Below are 9,326 nucleotides of genomic sequence, written 5' to 3' on the forward strand. Positions count from 1 at the left end.
TCTGCTTTGGGAGCAGAGGGTCGCGAGTTCGAATCCCGCCGCTCCGACCATAAATGACAAGGCCTGCAGAGGATTTCCCCTGCAGGCCTTTTGTCTAACTGTAGCGCCGCTGTCTAACGCCTCACTTCGTTGCCTTGGTTTTGATGGCCGTTTTGTGGCGCACATACTCGGCCGTTTGGGCCTGGGTCGAGTGGGCTCCCATACGCTGGGCGTCCATGATCCCGCGCTTCGCATCCACATCCGTTAGCGCCTTGGCCCGAAGGTCGCGAAACTGGGTGTCTGGGATACCGGCGCGCTTGAGTCCACGCTTCCAGGCCGTCACCGCGCCAGAATAGGTGTACCGCTGGCCGTCTTGTTTGCAGAACACGTAGCGCACATTGCTGTGCTTGAATGCCTTGAGCCTTGCCACCAGCCGCTCAAGACGAGGTGTCCAGCCGATCAGCACTTCTACGCCCGTGGATGCGAGTGTCTTGCCTGGCTGGAACCGGATCCCGTCCTTGCCGATCTCAGACCACTCCATCGACAGCAGATCGCTCGCGCGCTGGCCTGTCAGGTAGGCCATTTCCACCAGGCAGCAGATCATGGGCCCTGACGGTGTGCGCTTGCCGTCCTTTCCATAGCAGATCCCCACCTTGATTCGGCGCAGCTCAGAGTCGGTGATGTAGCGGCGCCTCGCCTTGGTGGTCATGGTGCGAAGGCTGTCCACAGGATTTGTGCCTGGCTCACGGAACCCGCGTTCTTCGGCATAGCGCATCAGCTCGCGCAGCATTGATCGGTATGCGTTGTGGGTGCGCGGCTTGTCTCGAAAGTCCTTGAGGAACTCCACGACATGCGGCGCGCGCACTTGCGAGGCCCTGAACTCGGCAAATCCTTCCCCGATCACGCGGGTCTGGTAGGCGTCATTGGCCTGGGTTTTCTTGCTGTGTGTGCTGCCCACGTCACGAAGCCAATCCCCGATCAGCTTGGGCATCGAGTCGTCCAGCAGATCCTGTGACTCCAGATCTGCCAGTGCGCGATACATCGCGGGCAAGCCGTCCCGGGCGGCGCACAGCCGCGTCCATTTCCGCTTTGTGCCCTCGGCTCGAACGTGCCAGAAGGCCCCGTTCTTGATGAATACGCGCTTGGGCAGATCTGAGCGCTTCTTCATGCGGCCCTCAGTCGGCGCACCGTCGGTTCTTTTGTTCGTTGCTCGTTGGCGGTAATCCTGGCCGAGCAGACGGCATCATAGTGCGCACGCTCCAGTATCACAGCGCCGGTGGACCGGGATTGCCTAGCTCGGTAGAAGCCCTGACGATGTAGCTCGGGTAACTGTTCCTTGGCTCTTTTGTAGCCGGTGAGGGCCTGAATTTCAGTATCGTCAAGAACAATAGAGGTGTTCATTATTGCCTCCTGTGTAGAAGGGGGGGTTATTTTGATGGTTGGTGCAATTCGATCTGCGGATAAAGAGGAAAATCAATGGATGTCAATCAGGTTGGACAAGAGATCTCCAAAGGACTGAGTTCTGTCGGCTCGTCATCAGAAATTTGCCTTTTTTGGATTGATTCATGGTTCACTTGCATGACTAAAGCTGAGTGGGCGAGTTGGGCTCAGGTTTTCGGCTCGTTGCTGGCAGTGTTTGTTGCGGGTGCAATCCCTTACTGGCAAAAGTGGCGAGCAGATAAGGAGGGTTTTATTCGCGCTAGGCAGTGTCTATTAATGCAATGCAGTTTGATTGAGCAGTTGCGCAGAATGGCTGTGGCTGCTGGAGGGAAGCCGCAAATAGTGTTTAAGCCGGCCCGAAATCTTTGTGTGAACTTGGCGTCAATGTACGATGAGGTAAGGCTGCCACCGTTGTCATTAAGACAGTTAGCCGTGTGGAGAGCCTCGCGCGAAAATATTTATCGGCTAGCAGAGCTTGTGGATCGAGTGTGTGGGGGATCAATGAGTGATGATTCACTGATAGAAGCAATAGACTTGTTATTCGAATCTAGTAAAAATCAGCTGAATGATTTTGGCATCAAGGCTAAGCGCGAAGAGGAGGTAATATGGAGTTCTGCAAATCAGTAAGAATCAGCGTTCGTTATAGATGGGCGGAGATTAAGTAGTCTTGCTTTTCAATGCCCTTGCAACGTCGCCCGTGGTGAAGTCCCTTGCGCTCAGGATTTGGTCAAGCTCCAGGGCGCCCCTTGCCAGACTTAATTCGTGCAACTCGGGCAGGAGGCGGTCGATGGCTGAAAGCCCGGCGAGGATGGCGCCGCGCTGGCGCTCGAGCTCGGCTGGGGTGTTGGCGATATCGGCCAGCGCGTTGGCGGTGCCGCGCAAGACGCTGGCCTCTGGCATCTCGTGCAGTCCATGCAGGGCTGCGGCATGGGCCACGGTGTAGAGCAGCCGGCCCATGCGGTCGGCCAGGTGCGCTGCGTTGTTGCCGGTGAATGCGTGCAGGCTTGCTTCAAGGCGCAGCCGCTGCACATCACCCATGATGCGAACGCGCAACAGTGCCTGGGCTACGCGGTTGTGGGTGATGTTGCGATCGCAGTTGCGCTGCGGGCTGTTGCGGCCGCTTCGGCGGGCTGCGCGGGCAGCCTCTCGGCGTTGTGCTCTGTTCATGTGGATCCTTTGCTGGTTGGCTCAGGAGAGGTGTTCAACACGGCCGCCCGGGTAGTACAGCTTGTTGCCCACCCGGCTGGGCAGGCTAAAGGCGCGCAGCCGCGCGGGCGTGGCGCCTGCGGTGGGTTGCAGTTCTGCGCCGTCGTAGTCGCCGCGGGCGCTGGCGTTGTTGTGGGTGCGCGGTCCGGGGTTGGCCACGGCCTGGCGGGCGCGGGCTTCTTGTGCGGCGCGGGCGCGGCGCTGCTCGGCAGAGCGGGCGTGGCTCAGTGCGTCGGGCCGCTTTTGCAGGCCCAGTTTGTAGGCGCGGCGGCGCGCCTGCTCTACGGTGCAGCCCAGTGTGGAGGCCAGCTCGCGCGTGGCCATGGTGGCGTAGTGCTTGCGCAGCAGCTCGTCGCGCCGCTCTTGCGCCCAGAAGGTGGCGGTGGTCTTGTTCGTGGTCATGCCAGGGCCTCGGTGGTGGGCTCGTCCAGCGCGGGCTGGGTGGCGGTGAGCTGTTCGTATCGGCGCACGAAGGCGTCGCGGTGGTGCAGCCAAGTCATGGCGCAGCGCGGCTCGGCCATCAGGTCGATGGACTGCAGGGGCTGCACTTCGGCGTCTGGCGAATCCAGCACGGGCCACGTGCGGCTGCTGCCGGGCTGGTAGCCGGTGAGGTCGCGCCGCTCGGTAGCCAGTGCGCGCAGGTCTGCAGCCTTGATGGCGGCGCGGTATGCCTGGCTGGCGGTGCGGATGCCGAAGGCCTCGCGCACCAGGTGGGCGTGCAGGTTCTCGAACTCGACCCAGGCCATGCCCAGGGCCTGCTTGTGCATGGTGCCCACGTCGCCCACCAGGGCTTCGTGCGCGTCGTGCAGCAGGGCGGCCAGCTGCGCGCTGGCGGTCAGGCCCTGGGCGCGCACGATGTCGCACACGAGCAGGCTGTGCTCTGCCACGCTGTAGGGCCGCTTGGTGTGGCCGGTGAAGCGGTTGATGAGGGCCAGGGCGTGGGCCACCTCGCCAATGCTGGGGGCGTTGCGGTAGAGCAGGGCGGCCGGGCTGGTGAGGTAGTGGTCGCGGCCGGTGATGGTGGTCATCCAGGGGGTCATGCGGCGGCTCCCTGCTCTGCGGCGGCGCACATTTCGGCCAAGTGCCGGGCTGCAGCGCTCTCGACCGTCTCGGCCACGACGGCGCGCGCCTGGCGCTCAAGGCTGCTGATGAAGTCGGCGCGCTTTGCCTCAAGCAACTGCAGTCCTGCAATGAGATCGGGATGCAGCTGCAAGTAGTCCAGCGCCGGATCGAGGAACATGTTGCGCTCGTAGCAGATGACGGCGCACATGCCGCCCAGCACGCGTCCTGGGAAGCCTGGCGCACGGCGCAGCAGCTTCGCCAGGTGGTTGTAGAGTGCCTGCAGGTGCTCCGGCTTGTCGGCGTCGAAGTCGCAATCGAGGGCATTGAGGTCGGAGGGGCCGGTGGTGGCCCACGGGCCTCCCCATCGGCTGTCGATGGCTGTCAGTACGCCCAGCAGGTCAAATCCAGCTTCAATATCGCTGGCCGTTGGCTTTGCCATCTTCATGCCGCACCCCCTTGCGCCACCACCCCGCCCGCCTCAAACGCCGCCTTGGGCAGCGCCAGCAGGTACACGGCCTTGAAGTGCATGCCCGCCTCGCTGGCAAACGGGTAGGGGCAGGCGTCGTTCAGGCTCTGGCCGGCCTGGGCGGCGGCGCGGGCTTCGCGCTCGATGGTTTCTTTGCTCACGATCATGGTGCGGTGGCTTCGTGTTGCTCTGTTTTTGATAGCTGCTCGTGCTTGTTTGCGCTTGCGTTGCCGCTGTTGTGGCGTGGCAGCAGGCGCAGGCGCACGATGCGGGCGTGCAGCTCGGGCATGGGCGGGTAGGTGGAGCCGGTGCGCACGCGCAGGCGCGTAAGCTCGGCCTGCACGGGCTGGCCCGGGGTGAGCTGGCTGGCGTGCGCAGCCCAGAAGGCTTCGGCCTCGTCGCCCAGCCAGTGCGCGCGGTAGCTCTCGCTGTGCCCGCTGCCCTGGTTGTCGATGAGCAGCAGGCCCAGGCGGAAGGTGCCTGCAGCGTCCCGGTCAACCCGGGGCCGGGTGCGGCCGAGGAAGAGGGTGCCGGTGGCTTGCATGGTGTGCCCCTGTGTCGCCTTGCGTCAGCCCAGCAGCAGCGCGCTGATGGCGCCCGCGGTGAAGGGCAGGCCCACCAGCAGGCCGGTGGCCAGCAGCAGCCAGCCCGAGGCTTGCGCCAGTGCGCGAGCGATGCGCTGCGCGGCCGTGCGCCGGCGGTGGTAGGGGCCCTGCAGTTGGATGGGGGCGCTCATCGGGCGGCCCTCACGCTGATGCGGCGGGCGCCGGGGTAGATGTCCAGCGCGGCGGCCACGGCGGCGCAGGTGCTGGCGTACAGGCCGTGGTAGGCCACGCCATCGACTGTGATGAGGCAGGGGATCATGCTGCGGCTCCTTCGCTACGATGGGGGGCCGACCCCCGATGGAGAACGAAATGCTTGAGGCGCTGCTCAAACAGATGGAGGCGCTCATCAACGAGCGCGGCTCTGCTGCGGTGCTGCGCGAGCACCTGGCCCTTTTGCGAGAGCGGGTCGGGGCGCTGGAGCGTGAGAACAGCGATTTGCGCGCGCAGCTGCAGCAGGCGAAGGCGCAGGCGCAAGACAGCCAGCAGCGGCTTGACCGCTTTGCGCGCGACAACCCCAAGGGGCTGCGCTGTAACGGCTGCGGCAGCGTTGACCTGGTGCGCGCAGGTGCAAAGCCCGACGCGATCTTTGGAGACCTGGGGGTGAACCGGGTGGTGTTCCGCTGCCGCGTTTGTGGGGCCGAATCGGCTTTCATGGAAGACACCATGGGCTGAATCGGCGCGGCCCGGGCTGGCCGAGGCGTGCGCGGCAAGCTGAACGCGGTGGGCGGCCAAGATCTTGTGCACGTCGGCCATGGAAAGGTCTTTCAGGCGTTCGGGCAAAGCGGCTGCGGCAGCCAGAAGGCCTGTTTGCTCCTGTTGCGATAGCTGCGAGTCCTTGACGGCCAAGCGTTCTGCCACGCCGTCGATCAGCGCTACTGCGGCGTCGCCCACGCCCTGCCAGAAGCAGAGCTTGGCCTCGTCGTTCATCACGCCAGCCATGGCCACGCCAGCGCGCGCCCGGCGCAGCAGGGCAAAGCCCAGGGCTTGTGGGGTGCTGGGCGAGCTGCTCATGCTGCCGCCCCGTTGCGCACGATGCCGCGGTACTCGCGCAGCAGCGCGGCGTAGCCATAGGCGCGGAATTCACGCCGGCCAATCTTGGCCAGCAGGCCGCGCAGGTCTGCGATGGCTGCGCGGTAGATGTGGGTGCTGTGCATTGCTTCCTCCAAGGCGCCGGGGTGGCGTTAGGAGGAATTTAGCGAAACGCAAAAAGATAGTCAATAGCGAAACGCGAACAATCTACTTAGATCTGAAGCACTGGCCTGTTCGCGGCCTGCTGTGCACACGTATGCACGAGTGCAGAAAAGTGCATCCAAGGCACAAAAGCTGAAACTAGCCCCCACCAAATTGCTCAAAAATGAGCGCCAGACCTCACAATAGAAGCCCGAGTGTTCCGGGGTGCGTTCATGGGCGGGGCCGAAGCTGCCTTTGCTCATGCGAGATTGCCCGGATGTCGTTGATGCGCTGTGGAGTAGAGCCTGGGTGTGGCTGGTGGTCGGCTGCCGATGGCTCTGGCGCGGGAGTTGCAGTTATGAATGATGTGGTGGAGCGCGGCCGCGCAGTGAAGCCTGCCAAGAAACCCGCTGTGGCGAAGAAGCCGCGCGCGGTGCAGGTTCTGCAGTACGACACAACGCCGTCCTATTCCCTGGCGAGCAAGGCTGGGCGGGCGGCTGTAGCCAAAATGGTGGCTGAGTTTGATGCCAACCCTGCAAAGGAGGCCGCCTTTTGGCGATCCGCAGGCATCCTGACCAGAACCGGCCGCCTGACTAAGCGCTACGGCGGTTGATGGCTGCCGACTACAGGCAACGCTCGGGCTTGGTGCTCGGGTTTCATGGGTGCGACCGCGAGGTGGGGGAGAAGATCCTCGCCAGCAATTCCGAGCACCTCAGGCTCAGCACCAACGACTACGACTGGCTTGGCCAGGGCGTTTACTTCTGGGAAAACGACCCTCAACGGGCGCTGGAGTTTGCCCAAGAGGCCCATAAAAAACCGAAACTCAGCAAAGGCTACATTGCTGAGCCTTTCGTGATTGGAGCGGTGCTGGACCTTCGATTCTGCTTGGACATGCAGGAGCGAACGGCGCTGGACGAGCTCGAGTTTGCCTACGAGCTGCTGGAGCTACGATTCCGCACTGAGGGCAAGCCGATGCCCGTGAACAAAGGCCAAGACCGGGGGCAGCGCTTTCTGGATGGCGCTGTCATTGATGCGCTGCACCGGATCCGCGAGCTGCTCAATCGCGAAAAGAGTTCATTTGGGCAGTTTCCTCCCTACCATTCGGTACGTGGCGCATTTTGGGAAGGGGGCGAACTCTTCCCGGGAGCGGCGGGCTTTCAAAAGAAGAGCCACGTGCAGATTGCTGTCCGAGACGTGGCCAGCTGTATCAAGGGCTACTTCAGGCCTTTGGTGTAGAGCGTTTTCGCGCAGTGCCTAGCCTGCGCGCTTGAGATCCGCTTGTGCAAAGGGCCGCACAAACATAGGTGCAGCAAGGCCCAGCACTCAAGTGGCCTGATGGGTGTTTGGGGCTGCTCTTTCGATGTACTCGGCCATGCTGGCCTTGTCGTCGAAGCGGAAGATCTCGAACCCGCGCGCAATCAGCAGGTCGATGTGTGAATCGGCCGCATCGGCCAGCGCCTCCGGTATGTCCACCACGGCAAAACGCTGGGTGTCCTTGCCGTAGGCCGCCATGGCAAGGTCGCCTGCTGTGCTCTTCATGCACGCCTCCAGCAGCTTGTTGTGCATGCTGTCGGGGGCCACGTTGTAGTCCAGCGTCTGCGTGATGCGGTACACGCCGTTCTTGTACACAAAGTCGCTTTTCAGCTCGTCGTGCCCAGGCACCGGCACATTGGGCACCACCAGGTGGTTCTTCAGGTCGCCGGCTTCAGTGCCCAGCACCTGCATCTTCTTGAACTGTTCGCGCAGCGCCGTCTGCAGCCGGGTGCGCTTCTCGCGCTTGGGCTTGTCTTCGGTGGCTTTGTTGGCTACGTACTTTGCCTTGATGGCGCCGATGCGCTCCTGCAGCTCTTGCTGGGTGGCTGCCATGAAGGAGCCCACGGCATCGGGTTCGCAAAAGCCGAACATGCCCAGCGCATCCACCTGGGCGCGCACGCCGGGCCGGTGGTCCAGGATGGTCTGGATGTTCTGGGCCCACTGGGCAAGGCGCGGGGTGTCCCAGCTCGCATCAATGGCGCGCAACTTGTTGAGCGTGGCCATGATGACGATGCGGGGCGGCTCGCCTTCGTGAAACAGCACCATGCCCACGTTGATGACTTCGCCACGCATGGGGTCGGGCGCCAGGCGCAAGACGACGTAGTGGTATGTCGTGTTCATGGCCTTACTCCGTTTTCAAGCGAGTAGATCGCTTCTATGACCTGCGTTTGCAGAGAACTTGCCCACCACTGGCACAGGACATCTGCTTGCGATGACGTCAAAAAAACCCCGGTCAGTGGGGTGAGAACGCTGCGGCTGAGCCATGTGGCTGGGAGTGCCGATATTGTTGCACACGCGCTGTAAAAGGCGATCCAGTCAAACGTAACCCCCAGCAACTCCCAGTTTCGGGTGGCGTTCCAAGTGGCTGGGGCTTCGTGCCGCAGCGGGTGTAGCGCGGGGTGCCGCCGCGGCCATGCGCGTGAAAAGTCCAGCGCGCGCAGGCCAAAGCCCTGAACGCCATGGTGGTTGGTGGTGGGTTGCACCAGCCAGTTCCTCCAGTGCCGGTCATCGTTGCCCAGCGTGAGGTCGATGGCCAGCATGGCCGAGAAGGCGCGGCGGTTGTGGCAGAGGTTCATGATGCTCTGCCATTGCCTGGGGTTGCTCTGGTCGAACTTGTGCACGCCCGATTCGATGCGTGAGCCAAAGACATGCTCCGGGCCATTGATGCCCTGGATGGTGACGATGGTGGGCTGGCACGCCGGGATGCCGCAGGCTTCGCTGATTCTGGCGCCCACGAACTCGGCCACCCCCAGCATGCCACCGGGCTTGAGCATGTACTGCTCGCCATGCTCTGTGTAGCCCATGCCCAGGTTGTCTTTGCCGGTGAGCGTCTGGAGGGGGTCTCGGCTGGTGATGAGTGGGTAGATGCCCGGGAGAAAGAGGGAGCTTGCGGAGAGCGTCAAGTTTGCTGTCTCACTGGGTCAAAGATCGCGGCGGACTCCACGCCCAGGCCGGGCTCGAGCGCTTTTTGCACGATGGGCGGCAAGGCCGGTGCGCGGCTGAGTTCTCCATGCAGGTAGGCCAGCGACCCGGTCTCCCCTTGGGGGTTTGCCGCATAGGTGGAGAGCACTGCAACCAGGGCATGCCGCTTTTCGGGCGGTACTTTGGAGAGCGCTGTAGCTACCACTTCCAAGGCTTGGATGAGGCTTGGATTCGCGGCGGATAAGTGCTGGGGTGTGCTGGCGCCAATCTCTGCTGAGTGATCGATGTCGAGCCATCCGGACTCCTTGCCCGCCGCCTTCTCGATCCTTCTGGCTGTTTCTTTCCGCATGCCGCGTGGCTTGCCGGTTTTGGAGTCCTTCGCGCCATCACGTAGGTTTGCGAACTGAGAAGGGGACATGGAACAGGCCGAAGCAGCAGCTGTT

General features: G+C 62.9%; 17 protein-coding genes and 1 pseudogene. 4 read left to right on the plus strand and 14 right to left on the minus strand.

The window, feature by feature from the left end; translation table 11 throughout:
* Positions 1 to 121 precede the first annotated feature (121 nt).
* The gene (locus tag ABD866_RS09320; RefSeq protein ID WP_345063722.1) at positions 122 to 1,147 is read right to left on the minus strand and encodes a tyrosine-type recombinase/integrase; all 1,026 of its coding nucleotides are present in this window, start codon (positions 1,145 to 1,147) and stop codon (positions 122 to 124) included.
* Positions 1,144 to 1,380, minus strand: coding sequence for a hypothetical protein (locus ABD866_RS09325; protein WP_345063724.1), 237 nt, complete (start codon positions 1,378 to 1,380; stop codon positions 1,144 to 1,146). The genes ABD866_RS09320 and ABD866_RS09325 overlap by 4 nt, the downstream gene beginning before the upstream one ends.
* A gap of 75 nt (positions 1,381 to 1,455) precedes the next feature.
* On the opposite strand from ABD866_RS09325, the gene ABD866_RS09330 reads away from it, so the two are divergent.
* Complete coding sequence (locus tag ABD866_RS09330) at positions 1,456 to 2,046, plus strand: hypothetical protein (protein WP_345063726.1); 591 nt, start codon at positions 1,456 to 1,458, stop codon at positions 2,044 to 2,046.
* A 30-nt stretch (positions 2,047 to 2,076) separates the two neighbouring features.
* On the opposite strand, the gene ABD866_RS09335 is transcribed toward ABD866_RS09330, so the two are convergent.
* The 8 genes from ABD866_RS09335 to ABD866_RS09370 are packed head-to-tail and all read right to left on the minus strand — an operon-like array spanning position 2,077 to position 5,017.
* Entirely contained in the window at positions 2,077 to 2,586 is a 510-nt protein-coding gene (locus tag ABD866_RS09335; RefSeq protein WP_345063728.1) for a hypothetical protein, read from the minus strand.
* 21 nt (positions 2,587 to 2,607) lie between these two features.
* Positions 2,608 to 3,027, minus strand: a complete 420-nt coding sequence (locus ABD866_RS09340) for a hypothetical protein (RefSeq protein WP_345063730.1) — start codon at positions 3,025 to 3,027, stop codon at positions 2,608 to 2,610.
* Positions 3,024 to 3,665: a hypothetical protein gene (locus ABD866_RS09345; protein WP_345063733.1), complete on the minus strand. Its 642-nt coding sequence runs from the start codon at positions 3,663 to 3,665 to the stop codon at positions 3,024 to 3,026. The genes ABD866_RS09340 and ABD866_RS09345 overlap by 4 nt, the downstream gene beginning before the upstream one ends.
* Positions 3,662 to 4,132, minus strand: coding sequence for a hypothetical protein (locus tag ABD866_RS09350; protein ID WP_345063736.1), 471 nt, complete (start codon positions 4,130 to 4,132; stop codon positions 3,662 to 3,664). Before ABD866_RS09350 ends, ABD866_RS09345 begins: the two co-directional genes overlap by 4 nt.
* The gene (locus ABD866_RS09355; RefSeq protein ID WP_345063739.1) at positions 4,129 to 4,320 is read right to left on the minus strand and encodes a hypothetical protein; all 192 of its coding nucleotides are present in this window, start codon (positions 4,318 to 4,320) and stop codon (positions 4,129 to 4,131) included. Before ABD866_RS09355 ends, ABD866_RS09350 begins: the two co-directional genes overlap by 4 nt.
* A complete protein-coding gene (locus ABD866_RS09360) occupies positions 4,317 to 4,697 on the minus strand; it encodes a hypothetical protein (protein ID WP_345063742.1) in 381 nt (126 codons plus the stop codon). Before ABD866_RS09360 ends, ABD866_RS09355 begins: the two co-directional genes overlap by 4 nt.
* 24 nt (positions 4,698 to 4,721) lie before the next feature.
* Positions 4,722 to 4,889, minus strand: coding sequence for a hypothetical protein (locus ABD866_RS09365; protein WP_345063744.1), 168 nt, complete (start codon positions 4,887 to 4,889; stop codon positions 4,722 to 4,724).
* Positions 4,886 to 5,017, minus strand: a complete 132-nt coding sequence (locus tag ABD866_RS09370; RefSeq protein WP_345063746.1) for a hypothetical protein — start codon at positions 5,015 to 5,017, stop codon at positions 4,886 to 4,888. The genes ABD866_RS09365 and ABD866_RS09370 overlap by 4 nt, the downstream gene beginning before the upstream one ends.
* A gap of 50 nt (positions 5,018 to 5,067) precedes the next feature.
* On the opposite strand from ABD866_RS09370, the gene ABD866_RS09375 reads away from it, so the two are divergent.
* Positions 5,068 to 5,430, plus strand: a complete 363-nt coding sequence (locus ABD866_RS09375; RefSeq protein ID WP_345063748.1) for a hypothetical protein — start codon at positions 5,068 to 5,070, stop codon at positions 5,428 to 5,430.
* Between the two features lie 335 nt (positions 5,431 to 5,765).
* On the opposite strand, the gene ABD866_RS09380 is transcribed toward ABD866_RS09375, so the two are convergent.
* Positions 5,766 to 5,912, minus strand: coding sequence for a hypothetical protein (locus ABD866_RS09380; protein ID WP_345063750.1), 147 nt, complete (start codon positions 5,910 to 5,912; stop codon positions 5,766 to 5,768).
* A gap of 374 nt (positions 5,913 to 6,286) precedes the next feature.
* On the opposite strand from ABD866_RS09380, the gene ABD866_RS09385 reads away from it, so the two are divergent.
* Both ABD866_RS09385 and ABD866_RS09390 read left to right on the plus strand, forming a co-directional pair.
* Positions 6,287 to 6,541, plus strand: coding sequence for a hypothetical protein (locus ABD866_RS09385; RefSeq protein ID WP_345063752.1), 255 nt, complete (start codon positions 6,287 to 6,289; stop codon positions 6,539 to 6,541).
* Positions 6,541 to 7,164: a hypothetical protein gene (locus tag ABD866_RS09390; RefSeq protein WP_345063755.1), complete on the plus strand. Its 624-nt coding sequence runs from the start codon at positions 6,541 to 6,543 to the stop codon at positions 7,162 to 7,164. Before ABD866_RS09385 ends, ABD866_RS09390 begins: the two co-directional genes overlap by 1 nt.
* Before the next feature lie 87 nt (positions 7,165 to 7,251).
* On the opposite strand, the gene ABD866_RS09395 is transcribed toward ABD866_RS09390, so the two are convergent.
* From ABD866_RS09395 to ABD866_RS09405, 3 genes and pseudogenes are all read right to left on the minus strand, one after another.
* Positions 7,252 to 8,082: a DUF3037 domain-containing protein gene (locus tag ABD866_RS09395; RefSeq protein ID WP_345063758.1), complete on the minus strand. Its 831-nt coding sequence runs from the start codon at positions 8,080 to 8,082 to the stop codon at positions 7,252 to 7,254.
* Positions 8,079 to 8,864, minus strand: a complete 786-nt coding sequence (locus ABD866_RS09400; RefSeq protein ID WP_345063761.1) for a hypothetical protein — start codon at positions 8,862 to 8,864, stop codon at positions 8,079 to 8,081. The genes ABD866_RS09395 and ABD866_RS09400 overlap by 4 nt, the downstream gene beginning before the upstream one ends.
* A pseudogene (locus tag ABD866_RS09405) lies at positions 8,861 to 9,326 on the minus strand (hypothetical protein); the annotation flags it as partial. The pseudogene ABD866_RS09405 and the gene ABD866_RS09400, both read right to left, overlap by 4 nt.

Source organism: Acidovorax lacteus, from assembly GCF_039540375.1.
Classification (GTDB): domain Bacteria; phylum Pseudomonadota; class Gammaproteobacteria; order Burkholderiales; family Burkholderiaceae_C; genus Acidovorax_G; species Acidovorax_G lacteus.

Bases quoted from the DNA above. Each gene is read 5' to 3' on its own strand.
- ABD866_RS09320 (WP_345063722.1), bottom strand. From the start codon at position 1,147: ATGAAGAAGCGCTCAGATCTGCCCAAGCGCGTATTCATCAAGAACGGG.
- ABD866_RS09325 (WP_345063724.1), bottom strand. From the start codon at position 1,380: ATGAACACCTCTATTGTTCTTGACGATACTGAAATTCAGGCCCTCACC.
- ABD866_RS09330 (WP_345063726.1), top strand. From the start codon at position 1,456: ATGGATGTCAATCAGGTTGGACAAGAGATCTCCAAAGGACTGAGTTCT.
- ABD866_RS09335 (WP_345063728.1), bottom strand. From the start codon at position 2,586: ATGAACAGAGCACAACGCCGAGAGGCTGCCCGCGCAGCCCGCCGAAGC.
- ABD866_RS09340 (WP_345063730.1), bottom strand. From the start codon at position 3,027: ATGACCACGAACAAGACCACCGCCACCTTCTGGGCGCAAGAGCGGCGC.
- ABD866_RS09345 (WP_345063733.1), bottom strand. From the start codon at position 3,665: ATGACCCCCTGGATGACCACCATCACCGGCCGCGACCACTACCTCACC.
- ABD866_RS09350 (WP_345063736.1), bottom strand. From the start codon at position 4,132: ATGAAGATGGCAAAGCCAACGGCCAGCGATATTGAAGCTGGATTTGAC.
- ABD866_RS09355 (WP_345063739.1), bottom strand. From the start codon at position 4,320: ATGATCGTGAGCAAAGAAACCATCGAGCGCGAAGCCCGCGCCGCCGCC.
- ABD866_RS09360 (WP_345063742.1), bottom strand. From the start codon at position 4,697: ATGCAAGCCACCGGCACCCTCTTCCTCGGCCGCACCCGGCCCCGGGTT.
- ABD866_RS09365 (WP_345063744.1), bottom strand. From the start codon at position 4,889: ATGAGCGCCCCCATCCAACTGCAGGGCCCCTACCACCGCCGGCGCACG.
- ABD866_RS09370 (WP_345063746.1), bottom strand. From the start codon at position 5,017: ATGATCCCCTGCCTCATCACAGTCGATGGCGTGGCCTACCACGGCCTG.
- ABD866_RS09375 (WP_345063748.1), top strand. From the start codon at position 5,068: ATGCTTGAGGCGCTGCTCAAACAGATGGAGGCGCTCATCAACGAGCGC.
- ABD866_RS09380 (WP_345063750.1), bottom strand. From the start codon at position 5,912: ATGCACAGCACCCACATCTACCGCGCAGCCATCGCAGACCTGCGCGGC.
- ABD866_RS09385 (WP_345063752.1), top strand. From the start codon at position 6,287: ATGAATGATGTGGTGGAGCGCGGCCGCGCAGTGAAGCCTGCCAAGAAA.
- ABD866_RS09390 (WP_345063755.1), top strand. From the start codon at position 6,541: ATGGCTGCCGACTACAGGCAACGCTCGGGCTTGGTGCTCGGGTTTCAT.
- ABD866_RS09395 (WP_345063758.1), bottom strand. From the start codon at position 8,082: ATGAACACGACATACCACTACGTCGTCTTGCGCCTGGCGCCCGACCCC.